Origin of the sequence: Nitrospira sp. (genome assembly GCA_024998565.1) — a bacterium.
GTDB lineage: Bacteria > Nitrospirota > Nitrospiria > Nitrospirales > Nitrospiraceae > Nitrospira_A.
This window is the reverse complement of sequence record JACOEM010000008.1, coordinates 179,243-203,076: the sequence shown is the minus strand read 5'-3', so window position 1 is coordinate 203,076 and position 23,834 is coordinate 179,243. Positions and strand designations below refer to the sequence as shown.

The 23,834-nt window shown below is 60.9% G+C and carries 19 protein-coding genes; 1 reads left to right on the top strand and 18 read right to left on the bottom strand.

All coding sequences use genetic code 11. The features are described 5' to 3' along the window. Positions 1 to 80: 80 nt before the first annotated feature. From H8K11_14310 to H8K11_14240, 15 genes are all read right to left on the bottom strand, one after another. On the bottom strand, positions 81 to 4,910 hold the full coding sequence (locus H8K11_14310; GenBank protein ID MCS6264925.1) for a PAS domain S-box protein: 4,830 nt from the start codon (positions 4,908 to 4,910) through the stop codon (positions 81 to 83). Between the two features lie 105 nt (positions 4,911 to 5,015). Next, positions 5,016 to 5,672: a response regulator transcription factor gene (locus tag H8K11_14305; protein MCS6264924.1), complete on the bottom strand. Its 657-nt coding sequence runs from the start codon at positions 5,670 to 5,672 to the stop codon at positions 5,016 to 5,018. 242 nt (positions 5,673 to 5,914) lie between these two features. Continuing rightward, entirely contained in the window at positions 5,915 to 7,240 is a 1,326-nt protein-coding gene (locus H8K11_14300; GenBank protein MCS6264923.1) for a beta-ketoacyl-[acyl-carrier-protein] synthase family protein, read from the bottom strand. Positions 7,241 to 7,281: 41 nt separating this feature from the next. Further along, entirely contained in the window at positions 7,282 to 8,553 is a 1,272-nt protein-coding gene (locus H8K11_14295; GenBank protein ID MCS6264922.1) for a hypothetical protein, read from the bottom strand. Between the two features lie 222 nt (positions 8,554 to 8,775). Beyond that, positions 8,776 to 9,573, bottom strand: a complete 798-nt coding sequence (locus H8K11_14290; GenBank protein ID MCS6264921.1) for an autoinducer binding domain-containing protein — start codon at positions 9,571 to 9,573, stop codon at positions 8,776 to 8,778. 252 nt (positions 9,574 to 9,825) lie between these two features. Next, positions 9,826 to 10,806 (bottom strand): hypothetical protein, encoded by a 981-nt coding sequence (locus H8K11_14285; protein MCS6264920.1) that lies wholly within the window; start codon positions 10,804 to 10,806, stop codon positions 9,826 to 9,828. An 18-nt stretch (positions 10,807 to 10,824) separates the two neighbouring features. Then, entirely contained in the window at positions 10,825 to 11,592 is a 768-nt protein-coding gene (locus H8K11_14280) for a hypothetical protein (GenBank protein MCS6264919.1), read from the bottom strand. 23 nt (positions 11,593 to 11,615) lie between these two features. After that, positions 11,616 to 12,137, bottom strand: a complete 522-nt coding sequence (locus H8K11_14275; protein MCS6264918.1) for a hypothetical protein — start codon at positions 12,135 to 12,137, stop codon at positions 11,616 to 11,618. A gap of 10 nt (positions 12,138 to 12,147) precedes the next feature. Next, positions 12,148 to 12,897, bottom strand: a complete 750-nt coding sequence (locus tag H8K11_14270; GenBank protein ID MCS6264917.1) for a hypothetical protein — start codon at positions 12,895 to 12,897, stop codon at positions 12,148 to 12,150. Beyond that, the gene (locus H8K11_14265; protein MCS6264916.1) at positions 12,894 to 13,526 is read right to left on the bottom strand and encodes a hypothetical protein; all 633 of its coding nucleotides are present in this window, start codon (positions 13,524 to 13,526) and stop codon (positions 12,894 to 12,896) included. Before H8K11_14265 ends, H8K11_14270 begins: the two co-directional genes overlap by 4 nt. Positions 13,527 to 13,887: 361 nt before the next feature. Further along, positions 13,888 to 15,696, bottom strand: coding sequence for an excinuclease ABC subunit UvrC (gene uvrC, locus H8K11_14260; protein MCS6264915.1), 1,809 nt, complete (start codon positions 15,694 to 15,696; stop codon positions 13,888 to 13,890). Positions 15,697 to 15,775: 79 nt separating this feature from the next. After that, entirely contained in the window at positions 15,776 to 16,645 is an 870-nt protein-coding gene (locus H8K11_14255; protein ID MCS6264914.1) for a diaminopimelate epimerase, read from the bottom strand. Positions 16,646 to 16,805: 160 nt separating this feature from the next. Then, entirely contained in the window at positions 16,806 to 17,204 is a 399-nt protein-coding gene (locus tag H8K11_14250) for a VOC family protein (GenBank protein MCS6264913.1), read from the bottom strand. Between the two features lie 90 nt (positions 17,205 to 17,294). Next, complete coding sequence (locus tag H8K11_14245; protein MCS6264912.1) at positions 17,295 to 17,786, bottom strand: GNAT family N-acetyltransferase; 492 nt, start codon at positions 17,784 to 17,786, stop codon at positions 17,295 to 17,297. After that, complete coding sequence (locus H8K11_14240) at positions 17,753 to 18,430, bottom strand: polysaccharide deacetylase family protein (GenBank protein ID MCS6264911.1); 678 nt, start codon at positions 18,428 to 18,430, stop codon at positions 17,753 to 17,755. The genes H8K11_14245 and H8K11_14240 overlap by 34 nt, the downstream gene beginning before the upstream one ends. Before the next feature lie 117 nt (positions 18,431 to 18,547). Between H8K11_14240 and H8K11_14235 the strand changes: the two genes are divergently transcribed. After that, complete coding sequence (locus H8K11_14235) at positions 18,548 to 19,720, top strand: site-2 protease family protein (GenBank protein MCS6264910.1); 1,173 nt, start codon at positions 18,548 to 18,550, stop codon at positions 19,718 to 19,720. A 57-nt stretch (positions 19,721 to 19,777) separates the two neighbouring features. Here the strand turns inward: H8K11_14235 and H8K11_14230 are convergent, their stop codons facing one another. The 3 genes from H8K11_14230 to H8K11_14220 all read right to left on the bottom strand — a co-directional run bounded on the left by H8K11_14230 (position 19,778) and on the right by H8K11_14220 (position 23,812). After that, positions 19,778 to 20,638: a YihY/virulence factor BrkB family protein gene (locus H8K11_14230; protein ID MCS6264909.1), complete on the bottom strand. Its 861-nt coding sequence runs from the start codon at positions 20,636 to 20,638 to the stop codon at positions 19,778 to 19,780. A 133-nt stretch (positions 20,639 to 20,771) separates the two neighbouring features. Further along, entirely contained in the window at positions 20,772 to 22,247 is a 1,476-nt protein-coding gene (locus tag H8K11_14225; GenBank protein MCS6264908.1) for an NADH-quinone oxidoreductase subunit N, read from the bottom strand. Next, entirely contained in the window at positions 22,244 to 23,812 is a 1,569-nt protein-coding gene (locus H8K11_14220) for an NADH-quinone oxidoreductase subunit M (GenBank protein MCS6264907.1), read from the bottom strand. The genes H8K11_14225 and H8K11_14220 overlap by 4 nt, the downstream gene beginning before the upstream one ends. Between the last annotated feature and the right edge of the window lie 22 nt (positions 23,813 to 23,834).

Sequence of the window (23,834 nt, the reverse complement as noted above, 5' to 3'; positions counted from 1 at the left end):
CTGCGTCGGCCCTACTTGTGAGAAGCCCCGGCGGGCTTCGGTCTCAAACGACTCGCGACGGCATGCATGAATAATCCGCGTTAGCCGTTGGTGCCGGTTGCAGCGCCGTCGGTTCCGAGCCAGGTGTCGAGTACTGCCTGAAGCTCTTTGGGGCGGACCGGTTTGGCGATGTAATCGTCCATCCCGGCGGCCAGGCAGCGTTCGCGGTCGCCTTGCATGGCGTTGGCCGTCATGGCGACGATCGGGGTATGGGCCGACCGGCCTTCCATTTTGCGGATCAGTGCGGTCGCTTCAAACCCGTCCACTTCCGGCATCTGGCAGTCCATAAAAATCAGCGGATAACGGGCACGCTCATGGGCGGCCACGGCTTCCTGTCCGTTTCCCGCGACATCGACCCGGTAGCCGAGTTTCTCCAGCATCTTGCAGGCGACTTTCTGGTTCACGGGATTATCTTCCGCCAGGAGCAGGCGAGGCTTCGGCCCTGCCTGGGATTCGCTCAGGGTGTGTCGTGTGATCAACGGCGGCGGTTCGGCGTTCGACGGCGTCCCGGCCGCGGTTTCCGGGGACAGTAGGAGACACAGGCATTCGAGCAATTGTGTCTGACGGAGCGGTTTCGTGAGATAGGCGTCGATACCGATGGATCGCGCAGTCTGGCCGTCGCCCCGCCGGCCGACCGTGGTGAGGATGACCAGGCGTATGCCGGCGGTTGCGGGGTCTTGTTTCAGCAAGGCGGCCGTTTCGAATCCGTCCATGTCGGAGAGATGCAATTCGATGAGGGCCAGGTCGAAGGGATTCCGACTGGCCGCCGCCGTACGGGCTAACTCCACGGCCTCCGGACCGCTCTGTGCCACCGTGCAAGTCATTCCATGCGACGTGAGCTCCTGGCGCATGGCTTGCCGGACGGTGTCGCAATGGTCCACGAGGAGAATGCGCCGGCCATGCAGCCGGCTCCAGGAAAAGGGCGACGGGGAAGTGGCGAGTGTCGTCTCCGGAAATTGCACGGTGAACCAGAACGTGCTGCCCTGCCCGGGATGGCTTTCGACCCCGATCCGGCCATGCATCTGGCTGACGAGGCGTTGGCAAATAGCGAGCCCTAGTCCGGTGCCGCCGAATCGTCTGGTGGTGGAGCTGTCGGCTTGCACGAAGGCGCTAAACAGTCGTCCCTGCACTGCCTCTGGAATACCGATCCCGGTATCTTTGATGGTAAACCGCAGAAGGCCCACGCCGTCTTGAGTCTCACGCGTCACGTGGAGGAACACTTCGCCCGCGGAGGTAAACTTGATGGCATTGCCGACCAGATTGACCAGAATCTGCCGGAGCCGGCCGGGATCGCCTACGACGGCGGTCGGCACGGCGGCATCGACTAACCCGATCAACTCCAGGCCTTTGCTCTGCGCCTGTTCCGCGAGCAGCTCCACCGTATCCTCCACCGTCATCCGGAGGTCGAACGGGAGTTCTTCGAAATGAAGTTTTCCCGCCTCGATTTTGGAGAAATCGAGAATGTCGTTGAGGAGCGTCAGCAAGCCGTCGCTCGAACGGCGGACCGAGTCGGCAAACTCATGTTGTTCTTTCGTAAGGGCGGTATCGAGCAGGAGACCCGTCATGCCGATGATGGCATTCATCGGGGTGCGGATTTCATGGCTCATGGTGGCGAGGAAGTCGGCCTTGGCCTGGGCGGCTCGAAGGGCTTCATCCCGCGCCTGCGCGAGGGCATTTTCTGCGGCTTTTCGGCTGGTGATGTCTTTTCCAATCGCCAGGAATCCGGTCACGACTCCGTCACTGTCCCGGAGTGCGGTGATAGTCAATAGGACAGTCAGCCGGCTGCCGTCTTTTCGCTGGTACGTCCATTCCCGTTCATCGAACCCGCCTCGTCTGGCATTTTCGACCAAGGCGGCAACACCATGAATCGGGCGCTCGTACAAGTCGCCGAGCTCCTTGGCATGGCGCTCGATCTCCTCGGGCACGTGCAGCAATATGAGCGACTGTTGTCCGATCATCTCGACGGCGGTATACCCCAGCAACTCTTCCGCGCCGGTGTTGAAGGTCGTGATCGTCCCCTCGGTGTTGGTGGCGACGATGGAGACATTGGTCGCGCTGGCGAGGATGGTGTGCAGTTGCAGGTTGGTGGCGAGCAGGGCCCGTTCCAGGTCTTTGCGAGCCCGTATGTCGGTGGCAATGACCTGGATGGCCGGTTTCCCCTCGAACATAACCGGGGCTGCCGCCACTTCGACATCGATGATGGAGCCGGCGAGACCGACAAACCGATCCTCGGTGGGCGGGACCGGTTGATTCGTCTCGCGTATTTTCGCGATTCTCTGTCGTACCTTGGAGTGGGATTCCGGATGGATAAACTCGAGAACCGTCTTGCCGAACAGCTGTGACGGGGCGATCGCTCCCAGTAACCTCACGCAGGCCTGATTGGCAAACACGATTTTGTCTTCGCAATTCACGAAGATGGCATGGGGCGACAGTTCTACGAGTGCGCGATGCCGCAGCTCACTGGAACGAGTCTGTGCCTCCATCTGTTTGGCCGCGGTGATGTCCGCGGTGATGCCCGCAATGCGATAGGTATCCCCCTGGGCGTTTCTAATTGGAAAGCTGCGATCTCGAACCCAGCGCACCTGTCCGCCTGGCGTGACAATTCGATATTCCTCGTCATAGGGGAGATGGCCCTGACAGGCTGCCGCGGTGGCAACGCGTGTGCGGTCTTCCGGATGGATGTGATCGAGCCAGAACGCCGGATTCACATAGAGTAGATCTCTAGGGAGTTCCCAGATGGTCTCAAAGGCGGGGCTGACATAGAGGACCTCGCTCTTATCCGGCGAGGTGAGCCAGAAGACGGCATCGATGTGCTCAGCCAGTTGCCGGAATCGCTCTTCACTCTCCCGAAGGGTCGCTTCCATGCGCTTCCGCTCGGAAATGTCGCGAAGCATGCCCGTATACTTCTTCTCCGTTCCGATCTGCATCTCGCTGACCGACACATGCACGTCGATCCGAGTCCCGTCTTTGCGCACAGCCGGCACGTCGCGGCCGCTGCCGATGATGGTGCGTTTCCCGGTCGCCAGGTAGTTTGCCAGGTACTCATTGTGGTGTTCACGATAGGGAGAGGGCATGAGTAGGGAAATGTTCTGCCCGATCAGTTCGTGCGCCTGGTATCCCAGTAAATTCAGCAGGGCGGTGTTGGCGCTTTCGATCCGGCCGCGTTCGTCGATGACCACAATGCCTTCGATCGCGCTCTCGAAGATCGAACGCATTCTGGTTTCGCTGTCTCGCCAGGCAAATTCGGCGCGTTTGTAGTCGGTGATGTCCAGCACGGTTCCGGCCATACTCACCGGTCGTCCGTCGGGATCGCGCTGGACGACTCCGCGGCAATTGATGTGCCGGACTTCGCCGTCGGGGCGTCGAATCCGGCAATCGACGTTGTAGGGCGAGTCGTATTTCAGCGCCGCATCGACCGCTTGCTGCACGCGCTCGACGTCGTCCGGATGCAGCGCGGAGAGGAAGGTCGCATAGGTCGGGAGGCTCTGGTCTGGAGTATGGCCGAAGATCCGGCACTGCTCTTCGGACCAGGCTTCCTGACCGGTCGCAATATTCCAGTGCCACGAACCAAGGTGAGCCTGCGTTTGGGCTTCGTCCAGAGCTTGTTGCTTGGCTTGCAGATCGCATTGTGCCAGTGCCTGCGCCGCTTCGAGTGCCTTACGGTCGGAAATGTCGAGATGGATGCCGGCGGCCCGCAAGGGGGCACCCTTAGCGTCCCGCTTGACCACGCGTCCGCTGTCGAAGACCCAGCACCAGGCGCCGGACTTGGTTCGCAGGCGATGCTCGCTGGAATAGGTGGGCGTTTCTCCACGAAGATGCGCAGAAACCGTCGCCATCACCTGGTGAAGGTCATCCGGGTGCACCAATTGCTCCCAGGTCCGGACATGCGGCTCGATCTCGTCGAGACGGTAGCCGAGCATACTCGCCCATCGTTCGTTAAAGGTCACTCGCCCGGTGGGGATTTCCCAGTCCCAGGTGCCCATTTGGGAACCTTGCACGATCAGCTCCATCCGGTCGGCCTGCTCGTCCACGGTCTGTTCATGCACGGCGAGAAGGCGTTCGAGGTCGGCGATCCTGGTCTGCAGGTGCGCGTCGTGGACGGGCGTTGGGTCGTCGCCGGCCTGTTTGGGCATGGAGGTGTGGTGCGAGTGAGAGGCCGCCGTCGTGGTATAGGGCGCCAGTGCAATCTGCGCGCACAGCGCGAGGGGTTTGAAGAGGGTTGCCGTGCTTTCAGGGATAAAGTCCTTGCTGAAGAGAATGATGGAAAACAGTTCACCGTCCGGCAGCGGTGCGCCGAATCCCAAGACCGACCGGATCCCGTACTTGCGCACGAACTCTTCCTGTCCCGGGACGTAGGGGCTTCCTTCGGCTTCGGGGATGTGAAAGACGTTGAACGATTGTTCGTGCTGGTCCAGCAACACGCTCGGGCCCGGCTGTGTCAACGAGGGGAGCGAGACTCCCAGCTGCCGGAAGAGTTGACTGAACATGGGTAACCGTTCCACGGCCTCCAGGGTATCGAACGGGATCACGCGGAAGCGACTCGAACGCGCCGGGTCATTCCACCCGGGGACCGCTCCAGCGCTGGCCAACAGGGTGAGGCAGGTCAGAGAGGGGGGCGGGGGCGTATTTCCGAGCCGAGCGTCAGCCAGTGCACGAAGGTCCGGTGTCAGCCGGCTATAGGGTGTCGTCTTGAAGAGGCGGACCAGGCTGCAGGCCGGCTCCCGGAGATGGCCCATGGTCAAGGATCTGTAGAGATGACGAACGAGGCGATCGGCGACCTGCTCAAGGCTGGTGGCATCTGTGCCGAGCCGGCGCAACGCCGCGCCGCAGGCGGTCATGTCCCGGAGCTGGAACGATCGCAAATGGTGCATACGACTCGCGATTCCGCGAAGGTAGAGACTAGGTGTCGATACTCTCTCGGCCTGCGGATCGAAGAACTTGAGTCTTCTGCCGTCGTGCGCACGGTTCGGCGGTGATCAGGGAATGGTCTTCAGGTAAAACGCGGCGGCTTGAGACCTCCTGCTCAGGTGAAGTTTCGAATACACGTTGGCCAGATAGTTTTTGACTGTTTTATCGCTCAGCCCGAGCTCGGCGGCGATTTCCTTGTTGGTTTTTCCCTGGGCAATGAGGGGGAGGAGGCGTCGCTCCTGCGGCGACAGCAGATGACGGCCTCGTTCAGGTTCCCGATCGGCGACTTTGCGGAGGTAGGCAAATGTGTGACGGGTTACCCCCGGGTCCAGGTAGGATTGACCCTTGGTCAGGCTGCGCATGGCGTGCAACAGCGTCTCCGCCCCGGCCTCCTGGAGGACATATCCGTGAGCGCCCGTTGCGACGGCGGAGAGCAGGGTGGAATCAGTCAGCGCATCGGCCAGAAAGAGCACGCGCGTCTCCGGAAGATGCGCGAGGATGTCCTTGGCCGTTTCGATACCCGTGCCGTCCTGCACGCGCAGATCGAGCACGACGATGTCGGGTTTGTGGTGGAGCACCAGGGGGAGCGCCTCCTCTTTCGACGAGGCCTCGCCGATCACCATAAAGTCCGGTACCGAGTTCAGCAGCGTTCGCATGCCGACTCTGACTAATTCCTGAGGATTGATGATGAACACGCGCGCCGGTGTGTTCTGTAATTCGTTCATATTCGACTCTCAGCTAAATGTGGATGGATGACTGGTGAACTGTTTCTCTGTCTGTGCCGAGGCGGCGGGTGCCCTTCGACAAGGGCGGCCCGTCGGATGATGATCGGCGTCCATCCTGCTCGAACCGGAATACCTCCGCGATCGAACGGCCCTGCGGCGGGCCGGCCTGTCGGAGGCCGACCCGCGCGCGGCCGCGCAGTCGATGCGCATGATTTCCGGCTCGGGTTGCTCATGGTGCGGTCCTACGAGACTCCCACCAGATGGGTCACGCCATAGCCCGGCGTCGCCGCCATCGGGCGGGTGGTAGCGATGCCGGCATTCATCCGCGACAGCGCGAGCACGATATTCTTGCCGCCGAATCCAAAGCTGTTGATCAAGGCACGATCGAGATGCGCCGCCCGCCCCTGTCCTGAGACATAATCCAGATCGCATGTCGGATCCGGCGTCGTCAGATTCAGCGTGGGCGGGATGAACTGGTGCTCCATGGCCTTTGCGGTGCCGATGACTTGGAAGGCGCCGCTGGCGGCGAAGGCGTGACCGAGTGCCGCTTTAAACGAACTGACGGGAACCCGATATGCGTGCTCCCCCAGGACCTGTTTGACCGTGTTCGTTTCGAGCGCATCCAACTCCATGGTGCCGAGCCCGCAGGCGTTCACGTAGTCCACTTCCTCCGGGAACCAATGGGCCGTCGAGAGGGCCAGCCTGGCCGCCCGTTGCTGCTCGTGGCCCGTGTGATCCGCCTTCACCATGGAATGGGCATCACAGGTAAAGCCCCATCCTTCCAACTCGGCATACATTTTCGCGCCGCGCGCCCGGGCGTGCTCGTAGTCCTCCAGAATGAAGCAGCCGGCGCCTTCGCCTAACACCATGCCGCATCGGGTTTTGTCGAAGGGACGGGGGAGGTTGCGAATGGCGCCGCGTTCGTCCGGGGCCAGCGCACGTCCGGCGTTCATGGCGGCGTAAACGCTCGGGTGGAGCGGCGCTTCGGTTCCACCCGCGATGACGAGCGACGACTGGCCTGATTTGATCCATTCGTAGGCGCGTCCGATGGCATTGGCCGTCGAAGAACAGCCGATGGAGTAGGTTTCGCAGGGACCGTGGAGTCCCAGCACGATGGCCACTTCCGATGAAATCGCATTCGGGAAGGTCATGCCCATTGTGAACGGGTTGACACGCTCATAGGCGTTGAGTTTGGCCGCATCGTGGAACTCGAACGCTTCCTTCATGCCGCCGATGGAGGTGCCGATGCTGATGCCGATGGAGCCGCGATCTTCCTGGTCCAGGTCCATGCCGGAATCGCGAGTCGCCATCATGGCGGAGGCGACGGCGAACTGAGTCGCTCGTCCCATACGACGGGCCTGCTTGCGATGGAGGAAATCTTCGGGGTCGAAGTCCCGGACTTCAGCGGCGAGACAGGCCTGGAACGGTGTGGTATCGAACGAGCTGACCGGTTTCACGGCGCTTTCACCTTTGCTCAATAAATGCCAAAACAGGTCGACGGTACAACCCAGCGGGGAAATCACTCCCATTCCGGTGATGACGACTCGACGAGAGGTCTGTGGTGTCATGGTGCCCTCCTGTGCTCCGAGGAGCGTGAAAATGTGTGTCGTCAGTGGCTGTGCCATACATGCATGTGCTCGCGATGCGCGTCCGGTAACGTGGAATCGGGATAAAACGTCGCATAGAACTCTTCGTCCAGATGATGCGTCTGACAGGCCACGATGGACTTGCAGGCATCGGCGTGCGCCGGAAACCGTCCGTAGGTGCCGAGCACGTAGTCGGCAAACGCGATGGTGGCGTCGATGGCGCGCTCGGAATGCTGCGGTACCTGCCGCGCTGCGCTGGGATTGGTCCAAGGCTGCTCGCCGGATTTTCCGTAGGTGCCGTTCGCCCCGAACTTGCTGACCACCAGGCTGGTCACGGCATCTTTCATCGACGGCACGAACGGCGGGGTGGGGCCTTCCCACACCTGCGGAATGCCGACCGGATTGGCGCGCAGGGGTTTGCCCGGCGGGACGACGAAGTGGAACCCGAGGCCGGGGTAGATGTGCGGTTCCATACCGAGGAGGTGGCGGCCGCTCCCCACGCTCTGGATGCCGCCGCCCAGTCCCATGGCCTGCTGCATCAGCGAGAGATGTTCGCAGATGATCCCCTGCTCTTGAATGGCGGTTTCGCAAATGCCGGCGTCGAGCTCGCGCAGGCTGAACATTTTGCGTGAGGCGAGATTGTCGTGCAGGTGCCCGCCTGCGCTCTTGCGGAAGGCATCGAGGCCGCAGGCGGCGTTGCCGTTGTCCGTATCGACGATGAAGTATCCCGTGTCTTCGCTGAACATCGTCAGCAGGAGATTCAGATACAGGAGCGCGATATTGGTGACGGGCATGAACAGTGTTGTGCCGGGCCGGTTCGTATACCACTGATTGAACGGCAACATGAACGGGGCTTCGCGCGGGATCTCCAGCCGGGACGATTGGAGTTGCACAACCTCCAGATCCCAGGGATGGTCGGGGCCTGCCGCGTCGGCGACAAAAAACACGCCGTCATCGTTGGTGTAAAAGAGTTGCGTGCTCTGCGCGGAGCAGGGGCTGGGAACCGTACGGCTTTTGAAATTCATCAGCGCGTGGCCCTGGCCGGCACTCGTGCCCGGGCGTCCGACAAACTGCATGTCGCCAAGGTTGCGCCCGGATCGGCCGATCGCCGCATAGATCAGATATCGTTCTTCTTCCCGGCTCAGCGGGAGGGGATCATGTTGACTCGTGAATTGCAGCGGGCCGCCGGGCAGGGTCATGCCGCGGCCGAAGCGGCGCGTCTTGCGTTGTTGCAGGAGGTCGAGCAGAGTACATGTGGCGTCCATTGCTGCAGGATGTGCGGCAAGCTGCTTCATAGGGCCTCTCCTTTCCGGCATCCTAGGGCAGTTTTGCCCTGGCCGGATGTGTGAATAACGGTGGTGCTGGTCCGTCACGCGTGGCATGACGTTGTGTGGGTCGACTGTACGAGAGGTGCGGTCTGTCGTCACCTACCCATCGGGGTAGGCGGGCTCTCTACCCCGGGGTCGGTCAGCTCGTGACGGACGGGGTGGAGCGCGAGTCGACATGCATCGGGCTATTTACTTGGGTGCGTTGGCCCCGGAGGGCGGACGGTCGTCACTGGGCGGTGCGGATGGAACGATGCGATGTTGTTCGCCGGTTTGCCAATAGGCAATGGCGCTCCATCGATTCTCGACGCCGATTTTCTGAAAGACGTTCTTGAGATGAAATTTGACGGTGTTCAAACTGACTTTCAGAATGACGGAGATTTCCCAATTGGTCTTGCCTGCCGCAACCCATCGGAGAATTTCTTCTTCCCGTTTGCTCAGTATGGTTGGCGGCGGGGCAGGTCGTTCCGGATTCCACGCGGAGTGGCATCGCATATAACTCAGATGAAAATGCGGGGTTAAAATATCGAGCAGAAGACGGAGTTTGTCGGCCTGTTTTGCATCGAAATTGCTGAAGGCGAAGTACGAACAAGCTCCGTTGGCTCCTCGCACTCCGGCCGAGAGGCAGGTCTTGATGCCGAAGTCGAGTTTGAGCGAGGTGATGTCCTTGGGCTCGTTGGGGGTCGGTTCATCGGCGCTGGAGGTGACGGTTTGGCCGGACGTGATGAGCCGGCGCAGGGCCGGATCGACCTTCAAGCCTTGTCCCATATACAGTTGGCAGAATTCGCGGGGATAGGTGGAATGTCCCAGGGAAGGATCGATGCCGTGCAGGAGATCGACGGCGCCGCATCCGGAGAATTCATAGGGAATCACGTTCTGTACGGCCGAGACGAGTCGCCACACTCTGTCGCTGCGATCGACGGAGCGGGCATCCTGCATGATCGCGCCGAGCCGTTGAAATTCCTTGGCGGAAAATGCTGGCTGACTCATGCCGATTCTTCCCGATCAGCTGGGCCTGGCTCGGGTGGGAGCCCCGGACGCCATGAAGGCTCGGAAGCGCCGATCTGGTTCATAGTGAGGCAATTGTATCCTGATGAGACAGCTCATTGTACCGACCGCTTGAGCCCGGTATCTAGGGCAACCTGCACCTAGTATAGAGTGCCTAAGGTTTGAACCGCAACGGGGAAGAAGAGGGGCCGGAAGATTGACATGGAGAAAGCGGGAAGCTCGAATGTGGCAAGACTAGCGGTGAATCTTCAAGGTCGGTCCGAGCGTCAGCCACTTCGTGGGGCCGAGGGCGGCCATATGCGGCAGATGGGCCACGTACCAGAACACCACATCCTGCTCCTGGACACCCTGGTTATCTTCGTCGTAACCGAGCTGGCCACGGGCTCCGAAGACCCACGGGAGATCTTCGTCCGGGTTGGCCCGGCGAATGGCCACGTCGAGGTCGGCAAATGAATCGCGTTCTCCGTCGTCCTTCAGGGGCGCGTAGCCGTCACCGGGAAGCACCCATACCCCATGTCCGGTGAGTTGGTCGCGAATAAACCAGGACCGGTGAGTGGCCGTATTCTTCACGTCATTGCGTTCGTTGGTATATTTTTTCCATCCCGGCCCCCAGCCGCTGTCCGGGCCCCCATCGTCGCGCACAAACACCTGATCCATTCCGTTGCCGTTGATGTCGAAATCGAAGCGCCAATAGGGATGGTGGACGTGATCGGTATTGCAGGACAACCCCCGGCTCTGGACGACCGGCCGCAATTCACCGTCTTCGGACAAATGCCAGGATTGGTAAATGTGATACTCGCCGATTCGGGCATAGATGCCCAGTTCCAGCCATTTCATGCCTTTCACCGTGGAGCTTTCGACGCACACCTTCTGGTTGCCGCAGTTCACAATCGGGACGAGGTCCTGCCAGCGCAGTCGATCTTGAAAGGGGCCGCAGCGTCCGCTGTCGGCGCGGGAGCCGAACCAGGTAAAGGGGTTCCACCAGATGCGTTCCTTCACGTATTTCACGCGCAGGACCGGCATGCTGGCTTTGGCCAGCACCTGTTCACCGCCGTAGGTGACGTTGCGAAGGGCCAGGCCGGTATTGTCCCGGACTTCGTAGTCGAAACTCCACGCACCCCACTGGACATGCTCCGATGCTGTGTCGGCCGAGCCGGGCAGCGGCAGACCGAGGCTGCAGAGCAGTAACCAAGCACTCACCGCGAGGCGTCTCATCCCGTATCCTTTCACCGCCTAACGGGGCGGTTCATCTCCTGCATCCAGCACACGGTCTTCCGTGAGATCGACTTGCGCCCAGTATTTGGGGTCGCCGCCCGGACCGGGGGAGAAGGTGATCCAAATCACCCGATGTCCATACCCGGGGTCGTTTCTGAAGAATCCGCGATCCGGCTGCATCAACAGCCCATGTCCTTGCATCCCTTGCACCTTGCCGGCGAGGCGGCGATCGGCGCGAGCCAACTCGATGCCCCGTTGGACGTCCCGGGGGCCTTCGGGGGGCAGATACCCTTCCGCGCGCGAGGCGTCCAGAACGGTCGAATCTTTCAGTCGCACGTCCACGGCGACGTTATGGCTGTAGCTGAAGTAGGTGAGTCTGGCGAAGCGCGCGGTTGTCCGGCAGCAACCGAACGACACCTTCCCTCTCGGCGGTATGCGGTCCGCGTCGATGAATCCCCATCGTTCACCGAGGAGGGCCACGACTCGAGGATCGGCTTCCGCCGCTTTCCGCAGCGTTACAATGTCCGTCGCTGAGAGCACCGCCTCGTGATTGGGTGAACGAGAGATCCCGGCATCGAGAGCGCTTCCGGCCATTTTGGGTTTGATATGCTCGGGAGATTCATCGGACGAGAATTCCAGGATATGTCTGGTCGGGAGCTGTGCGGGGAGCGGCTTCTTCGGCACGGCGGTTTCCGGATCTTCCGGACCGAAGGGACCGCGTGAGGCGGCATCGAGACTGCAGCCTGTGGCGAGAAGGAGCAGCGTCAACGCGGCGGATGTTCGCATGACCGGTCGAGTTCCCATACCTCTCACACCAATGCCAGCTTGCCGGCCACGCCAAGTGCCAAGCGCGAAATCTGCGCGCCCGCTTTAATGACGGCTGCGCGTTTCTTTCGCGAGGCGGCATCCAACACGGCCTTCTTCATCAAGTCTTTATAGCCGCTGATTTCGTCGGCGCCGAAGGGGACGATTTGGGCCACGGTCTCGTTGTTGAAGGTGTTGGCCAGTTGCAGGTAAAGATTGGAGATCTCTGCGGCATAGATGCCTCGTCGCAGCGGGTCGTTCTTGTAGGTCTCAAACTTCTTCCGCAGGGCGGCGACGGCCTCCAGCAGGGCTGCTTGCCGGACCTTCGTACCGTCCTGGCGGCCGACGCTGAATTCCACCGCGCCCAACTGATCGACCAGCACTTGCGCTTCCTCGCGGGCGTTACCCACGCGATCGGCCAGTTGTTCGATTTCATTGGTGGCGCTTTCGGCGGTTTCCATCAGCTGCTTGATCAGATTGTCGTTGTCTCGGAGGAAAGTGACCACCCCCTCGATGCTGCGGTTCATAGAGCCTCCGTTACTGTCCGTCGTCTTTCTTCAATCGATCGAGGAGTTCCACCAGGTCGGCGGTAAACAGTTGGGCACGATCCAGCCCGCCGATGCGCAGGATTCGTGCGCCGACCACTTCTTCCAGCGCATCATTGACGGTACGCGAGTGATCCAGGATCTCCATGATCTGGCCGGACCGGTTGGGGGCCTGGTCAAGGACGGCCGTGACGAACTCAGGATCGACGGATGCGAAGGCCGTTTGCTTGGCAAATCGATGCACCTGAGCATGCAGCGTCGCCGTCCGTTTCCATGAGTCGTTCAGGGCATTGGCGGTATCGCGCAGACCGCAGAAATCTTCTTCAAATTGATTCCAGACCGCCTTCTCGAGTCCCTGCGCATCGGCCATGTAGATGAGGCTGGTGAGGTAGGCAGCAGCGTAGGCGGCGTCTCCCTTCTTCGTGGTGAGATTCCGGAATGAGGCGAGGGCGAACCGGTGTTTGGTTTCCTGTATTTGGAGCGATTTGAAGCTCTCGTGCAGCGAACTGCGCGCCTGTTCGAGGAACTTGATGCGGGCCTCGGTTTCCTTCTGGAAGAGGTCGATGTTGGTCTGCGCGGCGTCGATCTTGGTGCCTTCCAGTTGAATGAGGTCGCGCACCGAACGGCTGTGGATCGAGTGGCAACCGGTGGCCATGAGGAACAGTATGACGACGGACAGTAGCCTCACGCCTCGCGTGACCATGGAGGGCTCCTTCTTCCGGCCGGCTGTGCGGCGGGTCATCGGCGCACCGTGCGGAGCGCGTCGGCAAGCGACTGGGTGTCGTTCCGGCTGAGGGTGACGTCGATGTCCAGGTACTGCTTGATGATGCCGTTGATCCGGCGTAGTGCTTCGACATTATTCCGGTACTGGTCGAATGCCGTGAGATCGAGGGCCTGCGGGGCCTTGGAATCGGAGGTCACGCGCTGCTCGATCCGCGAGATCAGTTCGGGAATTTGCTGGATGAGATGACTCATGTCCCCGGAGCCGGCGAGAAAAACAGGCTGCCCGTTCCCGCCCTTGCGTTCGGGGAGAGATTTGAGGCGCATGGCATTGATCACAGCCAGGACATCGGGCCCCAGCACCTCGGCATCGTCGTCGGCGAGGGTGGCGTCCGGGATGTCGGTCAGGCGGGGATTGGTCGTGGCCCACTGCAAGGCCAGATCCAGTTTGAGGCGGGTCTGAACATAGCGGAACCACTGTACGTGGCGGCTGTTGATATTGCCGACCAGTTCCCGATACTGCTGCATGAGCCGGTCATTCTCGGTATAGGCCTGATCCTTGGCCACCAGCGCCTGCTTAACCTCCGGCGGGGTGGTGCAGGCGGCGAGCGATGCGAAGGCCAGTATGGAAGCGATGCGCAACATCCTCATCGGGATGCCTCCCCATTATCAACTTACGTCGGATACCCGGAGGGATACGCAAACTACGTACCTGACAAGTATTCGTGCCGTCCCGCACGGAACCGGGGCAGAAGTCGCATATTAAAGGAGAAAGCGTGCCTGTTCCACTGTGAGGCATCGCCGGTGAGGGGAATCAAGCGTACCTATTCAGATACGGGTGTATCGAACCCAATACAGTTTCTGTGAAGTTCTCTCTCGGTATTGGGTTAGCCCGCATCAGTCATGACGGTTCGTCGCGAAATCGCCGAGCCACGTCGCGAGCCCGTCGGACGAAGGCTCGTCGCCGCAGCGGATCGACGATTGCAGCAGAAGCGCTCATGAACACTATGTGCTAGGACGGGGTGAGGGCTTTACGTAGGGCGGCGACGGTGGAAGTATCGAGGCCGGCGGACCGGAGTTCCTCGTCGGTGGCGGCGGCGACTCGTTGGAGGCTCCCGAATTGCTTCAGGAGCCGCTTGCGGCGAATGGTGCCGATGCCGGCGATCTGGTCGAGTTCGGATGACAACAAGGCCTTGCCGCGCAAATTCCGGTGATAGGTCAGGGCGAAGCGATGGGCTTCGTCGCGAATGCGCTGGAGCAGGTGGGTAGCCGGAGAGGTCGGCCGCAGGACGATGGGGTTTTTCCGGCCGGGGAGAAAAATCCGTTCGTCTTTCTCGCCGCGGGCCTTGGCGAGGCCCATGATCGGAATCTGCTCCTGTCCGACCTGTTTCAATCCTTCGAGCGCAGCGCTCAACTGGCCTAACCCGCCATCGATGAGGATCAGGTCAGGACGGGCAAGATCTTCGGTCGCGCCATACCGCCTCATCACGGTTTCCTGCATACTCGCAAAGTCGTTGGCTCCCTCCACCGTCTGAATCCTGAATTTGCGATAGTCGGATTTCTTGGCCTGCCCGTCTTCCCACACGACCAGCGAGGCGACCGACTGATTGCCCATGATGTTCGAGATATCGAACCCTTCGATGCGGCGGGGGATTGCGTCGAGGCGCAGCAGCCGTTTGAGTTCGGCCGTCGCCTGCCGGTCCAGGGCCTCGTTGCGGAGATGATCGGCAATGGCCGCCGCGGCGTTCTCCTCCGCGAGTAGGACCAGTTGATGCTTGGTGCCCCGTTCGGGAGCCAGGAGACGCACGGTGTCGCCGCGTTTCTCGCTCAACCACTGTTCGATCAACGGAGCCTCGTCGAGGGTCGTGGGGACCAACAGTTCCTTGGGCGGTTGCCCTTCTTTGTTGTAGAACTGCTCGATGGCCGAACGGACGAGTTCCTCGTCGCTTGAGTCGGCGGATTGAGGCCAGAAGAAATCCTTACGTCCGATCAACAGGCCTCCGCGCACGAACAGGAGCTGGAGATCCGCCGCAGTGCCCTGACGGGCCAGCCCGATCACATCCTGGTCGGTCGTGCTGATCTGGGTGATGCGCTGCTTTTCCAACGTGCGTTCGACGCTAAACAGGCGATCCCGCAGCCGGGCGGCCTCTTCGAACGCTTCCCGTTCCGCCGCCTGCTCCATGTCCTCGCGCAGGCTGTCCAGTAGCTCCCGGTCCCGCCCTTCGAGAAACTGGCGAACCTGTTTGACGATCTGGTGGTATTCGTCCCGCGACTGGTTGCCGGTGCAGGGGGCCATGCAGCGTTTGATCTCGAACTCGATGCAGGCCCGGTCGGCCCGGCCGTCGATGTCGATTTCGCAGGTGGCCAATGGAAACGCTTTGCGGATCACTTTCAGTGTTTCGCGGAGCGCCCCGGCCGGCGTGTAGGGACCGTAGTAGAGCGCCCCGTCTTTCTGCACCCGCCGGACGATGGAGAGGCGGGGAAAGTTCTCTTTGATCGGCAGACGGAGATAGGGGTACTGTTTGTCGTCACGCAGGACGATGTTGAAGCGCGGGCGGTGGCGCTTAATCAGATTGCTCTCGAGGATCAGCGCTTCCAGCTCGGAGCGGGTGACGATGGTTTCGAGGTCGGCAATCTCGTTGACGAGCAGGGCGGTCTTCGGGGTCTGGTCGCTGCCCTTCTGGAAATAGGAGCGGACGCGGTCCGCCAGCACGGCGGCTTTTCCGACGTAGAGGATCTCCCGCTTTGCATTTCGAAAGAGGTAGCAACCCGGTTGCACGGGCAGGTGATCGAGTTTGGATTGCAGCGCGTCAGTCGTCATAGGTCATCCGTCAGGCGTAAGGATACCAGGACGGGGTCCTGAATTTCCTCACGAGTGACCATGGACGGTTGACGAGAAGTTATTTGAGTCCGCGCACAAACGACGGACTCAGGGCACCTCGGGCGACCTCTGCGACCGGGCCTTTCATTGTGAGGCTGAAGTCCTGGGCGACTTCGATGTTGAGCGTGCCGCCGGGCATCTTGACCGTGACCGGTCCCTTCACCAGTCCGAGGCGGACGGCGGCGCTGGCAGCCGCACAGGACGACGATCCGGAAGCCTGCGTTTCCCCGGCGCCGCGTTCCCAGATCAGAATGAAGATTTCTTTCGGGCCGGTGGGCACCGCGAGTTGGACGTTGGTCCGTTTCGGGAAGAGAGCATGGTTTTCGAGCACAGGCCCCAGGGTGAGGAGGTCCTCTCTCGTCCAGGTCTCACCCGGCTGTTTGAATATCACGCAGTGAGGATTGCCGACGCTGACCCCGGTGAATTGCAACGACCGCCCGGCGGCTTCGATGGGCTGCCGGATCAGCTCATCGACCGTGAGTGTACAAGGAAGGGCGCTCGGTTGAAACGTCGCCCGGCCCATCTCGACCGTGGCGGCAGCGGCGTCGCCGTGGCGATCGAGATGGAGAGCAATGGAGACCAAGCCCCCTTTGGTTTCGACCGTGAAGGCTCGCTTTTTGGTTTTGCCGGTGGCGTGCAGGTAGCGGGCGAAGATGCGCAGGCCATTACCGGATTTTTCCGCCTCGCTGCCGTCCGGATTGTAGATGCGCAGGCCGAAGTCGGCTTTCTTCGAGGGGACCAGCGCCAGGATCCCGTCGCTGCCCAGTCCCCAATGGCGATCGCAGATGCCGCGGATTCTGCCGGGGGTGAGTTTGAACGTCAGGTCCGTGGGATCCATCACCACATAGTCGTTGCCGAGTCCGTGTCCGCGGAAAAACCCGTTCTTCATCTGCGTCTCCTTCTCATCGTTCGTCGCTCGTGAAACGTGAAGCGAGGAGACAATACTTGGACGGATTCGGATTCGTCAATGGGGGCAGGCCGTCGGTGCGGAAGGGGGAATGCGCGCACCGGCCTGTGTCGGACGAGCGACGTTTCCCGAACGACGTGCCTTACACCAGTGCGGTGCCCGGCGGGCGTTCGATGAGTTCCACTTCGTAGCCGTCCGGCGCGTCGATAAAAATGAAGCGACTGCCGGAGGAGGTCTTGGTCGGGCCGTCGGTGATGTTCACCTGCTTGGCTTCCAGTGCCCGGATCGTGTCGTCCAGGTTCTCGACCTGAAAGGCGAGGTGCACCAGATCTTCCTGCACGGTCACCGGTCCGCTCGCGGGAAAACTGCACAGTTCGATAAGTTCTTCACTGTTAGGAACTTTGAGAAACGCGAGGTGGGACCCCCGCGGCGAGACCTTGCGCTCCAGGACCTCCAGCCCCAATATGTGCTGGTAGAAGCGGATCGTCTGATCCATGTCGCTGACCCGCATGCGGGTATGGAGGAGTTTTGTGACTTTCATACGAGGAGCTTATAGCAGATGGCGTATAGCTGATGGCAAGAGAAGAAATGAGAAGTGCTGCTCTGTTCTCTTGCCAGAGGCTCGTAGCCGTTAGCTCTTTCGTGCCGGGCCGGTCGTCTTGCGCAGCAGAATTTCGGCGTAGCCGGGAATGAGAAAGTTCGGCATGGGACCGATTTCCTTATAGCCCTGCTTGCGGTAGAAGGCCCGGGCTCCATCGTTAAAGTCCGACACGCAGGCAAACATATTGTTGGCCCGCGCGAACGTGAGCGATTCGACATGGGACAACAACCGGCCGCCGAGTCCCTGGCCGATCGCCGACGGGGAGATCCCGAGTAGCTCCAGATAATCTCCGAACAGGAATTTCTTGCGCACGATGGCAATGCCCAACACGGTCCCGTCGATTTCCAACACAAACGTCTCTCGCCCGGCGGGCAGCGGTGCAAAGATACGGTTCCAATCGACGGCGGTGAAGCCGAGTCGCTTCCAGGGATCGGAGCCGGTGAGGATCTCGATCACCGGGTCGCGATCGTCCTCCCGCATGTCGCGAATTATGGTGTGGGGGTGGCTGTCGATTGGTTGCATCGTAAGAGGTCCGACACGGTCATCGGGGTCAGGCCTTTGGCCGGCAACAGGGTGGCGGCGAGGGTTTCGCTCACTTCGCGGGTATGTTTGCCCTTGCCGTTGGCGTGCATGACGATCACGCTGCCCGGCTTCATTCGTTTCTGCACACGGGTCACGATCGCTTCTGCCGTCAGCGTCGGGTCGGGATCGCCGGATTCGATATTCCACAGGATAAACTTCAGGCCCAGGGCTTTCACGGCTTCGACCGTTTGGTCGTTATATTCTCCATAGGGCGGCCGGAACAGGGCGGCAGGGCGACCGTATTTGGTCTTGAGCAGGCGCACCGGCCCCATAATTTCCTGTTGCTGTTCCTCGACCTCGTGCATCGGTAAATGGGCATGTACCTCGCCGTGGGTGCCGATTTCGAAAAACGGCACGGCAAGCAGCTTCTTGACCTCGGCATCGTGTTTAGCCATCCAGCGGCCGGACATGAAAAACGTCGCCGGCACCTTGTGCTCGATGAGGAAGTCGATCAGCTCCCGGTCGAATCCGGAGGCCGTGCGCACGGGGCAGAGATCATAGGTCAAAGCCACGGCAGGGCATGAAGCCGGGCCTGCCGTGATGACTTGTGCTTCCACAGGAAGGGCCTCCAGGGCGAGTGCCATTCCGCAGATCGCCCACAGTCTGATCCAGAACTGCGTGCCACGCATGGGCGCAGTATACCCGAAGGCACGCAGCGGCGATAGTTGACGCTCTGTCCGGGTGGCTGCTACGGTGAAACCATGCAGGGCCCAGACTGGAAAATCGGCCGGATGTTCGGGATTCCCATCCACGTGCACGCCTCGTGGCTCTTAGTCTTTTTCTTTGTGACCTGGTCGTTGGCGACGGGCTATTTGCCCGACGTGCTGCCCGGTCTCACCGAGCCGCGATATTGGGCGATGGGCGGTGTGGCGGCCATCCTTCTGTTTGCATCCGTCCTCCTGCATGAGCTCGGCCATTCCCTGGTGGCCCTTCGGTATCGGATTCCGATCAGTCAGATCACACTGTTTATCTTCGGTGGTGTGGCCCAGATGCGAAAGGAACCGCCGCATCCCCTGGCTGAGTTCTTGATTGCGATTGCCGGTCCGATCGTGAGCTTTCTGCTCGCCGGTCTGTGCATCGGCCTGGTCACGCTGTTGGAGTTCCTTCCGACCGGATCCTCCGTGCACGGGTTGGTCGCGTTGGGGACGCTGCTCGGAATGGTCAACACTCAATTGGGCCTGTTTAATCTGCTCCCTGGTTTTCCGCTGGACGGCGGTCGCGCCTTGCGGGCCGGGTTGTGGGCCTGGAGCAAGGACTATTATCGCGCGACAAGCCAGGCGGCATTGGTCGGATTGTTGTTCGGCGTGAGCTTCGGCCTCTTCGGGGCCTTTCTTCTCGTCGGGGCCCTTTCCGGTACCGTCTCCGGTGCTCTGGCGAGCAGCGGGGGCTGGATCGTGTTGCTGGGGGCGTTCCTGTTCGCCGCCGCGCGAGGGAGCCGGAAGCAGGCCGCTATCCGCGGGTCATTGGCGTCGGTGCCGGTCCGCGAGTTGATGGTCAGCAATGTCGTGGCCATTTCTCCCGACACCACGTTGGAGGAGGCCGTGAACCAGTATTTTCTCCCCTACGGGTATGGAGGATTCCCTGTGGTGCAGGACGGCCGGCTGGTCGGCGTCGTGGGGGTGCGCGATGTGCAGACGGTGAGCAATGGGCTCTGGGCGTTCCGCCGGGTGGCCGATATCATGCAAACCTCCAGCGATGACATGGTGGTGTCGCCGGATCTCTCGGCGATGCAGGCGTTGGAGCAGATGATCGCGACGGGGGCTGAACGGCTCGTGGTCGTTCAAGACGGGCAACTGTTGGGCCTGGTGACGCGCGCCTCCATCGGGCATTTCATTGAGCAGCGACACCCTTCCGGCATGGGATCCTCATCGTAACAGGATCGGGACCCCGTTCAGTCTTGGTCTTCCTTTCTCTCTGATTCTTCCAACGCATCAGACAACTTCTGCCCGATCAGAAGAGGCTTCTGTGCCGTACGACGGCCGTCTGCATTGGCATTCGTGGGTCACGACGGCGCCGAGGAGCACCAGCGCCGAGGAATAGTAGACCCAGAGCATGAGGAGCACCACTTCGAGTAATGAGCCGTAGAGTTGGGTGTAGACGGCGGCATCTTCCAGATAGGTCACGAACAGGGCTTTGGCTGATACCCACAAGAGGCTGAACACCGCCCCTCCGATCGTCGCCTCCCGCCACGTGGGCCGCTGATGAGGAAGAAATCGATAGAGACAGGTGACGGAGGCAAAGGCGAGCAGGAACGGGAGTGAATAGGCGATCAGAAAATCATGGGCGGCGATGGCGACCAGGTTCATGCCGAGGAAGCGAGGCGCATAGGCCGTCAAGAGCTCGATCGCCTGGGTGGCGACGAAGGAGATCAACGTCAAGAAACCCAACATCCAGATCAACGCGACCGCCACCAGCGTGGAAATCAGCGGATGCCGTTTGGCCGCTGTGCCGAACACGGTGTTCATGGCATAGTCCAATTCGTAGAACACGAGTGCGCTGAACCAGCCGAACGCGAGAAACACCGCCCACCGGACCTCTTCCTGTTCCGCCACGCGCCGAATATCCCTGGCCAGTCGTTCCCCCATGCTGGGAAGAAAGCCTTTCAGAAACCCCAGGAGGAATTGATACCCGATCACATCCTGGCTGACGATGAAGCTGATGCCGTAGAGCAGCAGGAAGACCATGGGAAAGAGAGACAGCAAGGAGAAGAAGGCCAGGGAGGCGGCCAAGCTGAGACAGCCTCGCCGTCGAAAGGTGTCGAAGACGTTGGTGAGAAACGACAGTTCAGTCATGCCATCCTGGATGGTGTGGACTCGGTGTGCTGCGACCCATGGCCCGGTCCGGTGCGGAGCGCGGTATGAGGAGGGCCTGCGCGACGTCGTCGCAGGAATGCGGACGCCACCGCATGAGGAACGGTTCGGGATGCTACTTCAAGAGCGGCGCAGCCTGGCTGGCCAACGACCACAGGCCATTGGGGAACAGACCCAGAAGCACCACGCCGGCGAGGGCGCAGGCCAGAACCAGCGACAGGGCCGGAGAGGTTTCCAGCCGTGAATGGGTGGCTATGGAGCCCTCGGCCTCGCGCATATACATGACCATCACGACACGCAGATAGTAGAAGGCTGAAATTGCAGCGAAGATGACCGCCACGATGGCCAGCCATGTCATGCCCCCGTTCACCGCGGCCATAAAAATGTAGAACTTGCCGATAAAGCCTGCGGTCGGGGGAATGCCGGCCAGTGACACCAGAAACACCAGCATGAAAAACGCGGCGAGCGGTTCGCGTTTGGCCAGCCCGGCATAATCCTCGATCTGCTCGCTCTCCTGCCCTTCTTTGCGCAACATGCCGATCAGGGCAAATGCTCCGAGCGTCATGAACGAATAGATGGCGATATACAGCAACACGCTCGCGAACCCGGTCGAGGCTCCTTCGCCGCTGTGACCGCCTGCCACCACGACTCCGATCAGGGCATACCCGGCATGGGCGATGCTGGAATAGGCCAGCATGCGTTTGATGTTGGTCTGGACGATCGCCACGAGATTGCCCAAGGCAAGGGTGGCCAGACAGATCACCGTAAATAGAATCGACCAATCGGCGCTGGCTGCTCCCAGGCCCTCCACGAACACCCGGAGGAAGGCGCCGAAACTGGCGGCTTTCGAGGCGACGGCCATAAAGGCAGTGACGGAAGTCGGCGCACCTTGATAGACGTCCGGGGTCCACATGTGAAAGGGCACCACAGCCATTTTGAATCCGAATCCGACCGCGAGCAGTACCAGCGCCAGGGAGAGGAGCGGGTCTCCGGTGCCATGGGTGGTGATCGCGGCGGCAATGGCGGAGAGGCCTGTGCTGCCGGTCAGGCCGAACAACAGCGAGATGCCGTACAACAAAATCCCGGACGAGAAGGCGCCCAACACGAAATATTTGGCCGATGCTTCCAGTGATCGGGCTTCCGTGCGTTTCAATCCGGCCATCACATAGAGCGAGAGGGACATCAGCTCCGTCCCGAGGTAGATGGTCAGGAGATCGGCGCCGGACACCATCACCATCATTCCGGCCAGTGCGAGCAGGATGAAACCGTAGTACTCGCCGATACTCAGGCGTTCAGCCTTGAGATACGCGAGAGACAGTAACACGGTGAGTCCGGTGACGATGTACAGCAACAATTTCCAGAATGCCGCATAGGCATCGATCACGACCATGCCGCTGAACGCGGACACACGACCCGTCATCTGAGAGGAGGTCAGGCCGATGCACATGGCCAGCGCGCCTAATGTCAGCCAGGCGAGGACGTCCTTCTTGGAGGCTTCGAGGATGGGATCCAGCGCCAGAATGAGGCAGGCCGTCCCGATGACGATGAGTTCCGGAAGGATCGTGAGGAGGTCCTGGAGTGGAAAGGTCATCGTGCTGCTGCCTGTTCAGAGGATGAGGGAGAAAGCATCGCCGCGATCGTGGCCGTCGGCTTGTCTGTTGCGACCGGGGTCTGCTGAGGCTTGACCGCAACGGCCGGAGCCTTGTGGCCGGCCAGGAGCTGCGTCACGCTCGCATGCATGCGGCTCAACAACGGGTTTGGAAAAATGCCCAGTGCGAACACGAGGACGATCAGCGGGACGAGGGTCGCCGTTTCGCGGGCATTCAGATCCAGCAGGTGCGCGCGATGGGCGGCGGCCGGGGTCCCGAAGACCACTCGCTGCATCAGCCAGAGAATGTAGGACGCGGCCAGGATGACCCCCAGTGCGGCCAGGGCCGTCGCAAATTGACTCCAGACGAACGTGCCGGCCAGGACGAGAAATTCGCCGACGAAGCTGTTGGTGCCGGGAAGTCCCAAGGACGACAGGGCGAAAATCATCAGGAAGATGGCATAACGGGGCATCGGCCCGGCCAGGCCCGTATTGTCCTGAATCTGGCGGCTGTGGGTGCGTTCGTAGATAATTCCGACGCACAAGAAGAGTCCCCCGGTGGTGATGCCGTGATTCACCATCTGCATGACCGCCCCTTCGATGCCTTGGATGTTCAGGACAAAGATCCCCAGGGTGACGAATCCCATGTGGCTGACGCTGGAGTAGGCGATGAGTTTCTTGATGTCCGTCTGGGCCAGGGCCATGTAGGCGCCGTAAATGATGGCGATGATCGAGAGCGCGATCATCGGCTTGGTGAAGCTCACGGTGGCATCCGGCAACATCGGCAGGGTGAAACGAAGGAAGCCGTACGTGCCCATTTTCAACAAGACGCTGGCGAGAATCACGCTGCCTGCGGTCGGCGCCTCCACGTGTGCATCGGGCAACCAGGTATGGAACGGGAACATCGGCACCTTCACCGCGAAGGCGGCGAAGAAGGCGAGGAACAACCACATCTGGAGCGAGGCGCCGTAGGTGCCGCGGCTCAACGCCAGGATGTCGAAGGTATGTCCGCCCTGGAAGTACAGGGCGAGGATCGCGACCAGGAGCAGAACGCTGCCGGCCAGGGTGTAGAGGAAAAACTTGATCGCGGCATAGAGGCGGTTGGGACCGCCCCAGACGCCGATGAGCAGATACATCGGGATGAGCATGGCTTCCCAGAACACGTAGAACAGCACGAAGTCCAGGGCGACGAACACTCCCAGCATGGCCGTTTCCATGACCAGCAGCATCGACATGAACAGCTGAACGCGCTTGTCGATCGCCGTCCAGGACACGGTGACGCAAAAGGGCATGAGGAACGTCGTCATCAACACCAGAGGGAAACTGATACCGTCGAGGCCGAGGCTGTATTGCACCGGCGGAGAGGTGATCCAGGAGGCCCGCTCCACGAACTGCATTCCGGCGGTCGAGGAATCAAAGAGCCACCAGAGCGGCAGGGAGAGTACAAAGTCGGCGACGGTCACGCCGAGCGCCAGCCAGCGGGCGGACTCCGCCTTGACCAGCAGGCACAACAGGGCTCCTGCCAACGGCAGGAAGACGATCAGACTCAGCCAGGGAAAGGAGCTCACGAAGTTCTACCCTTTAAGTTTC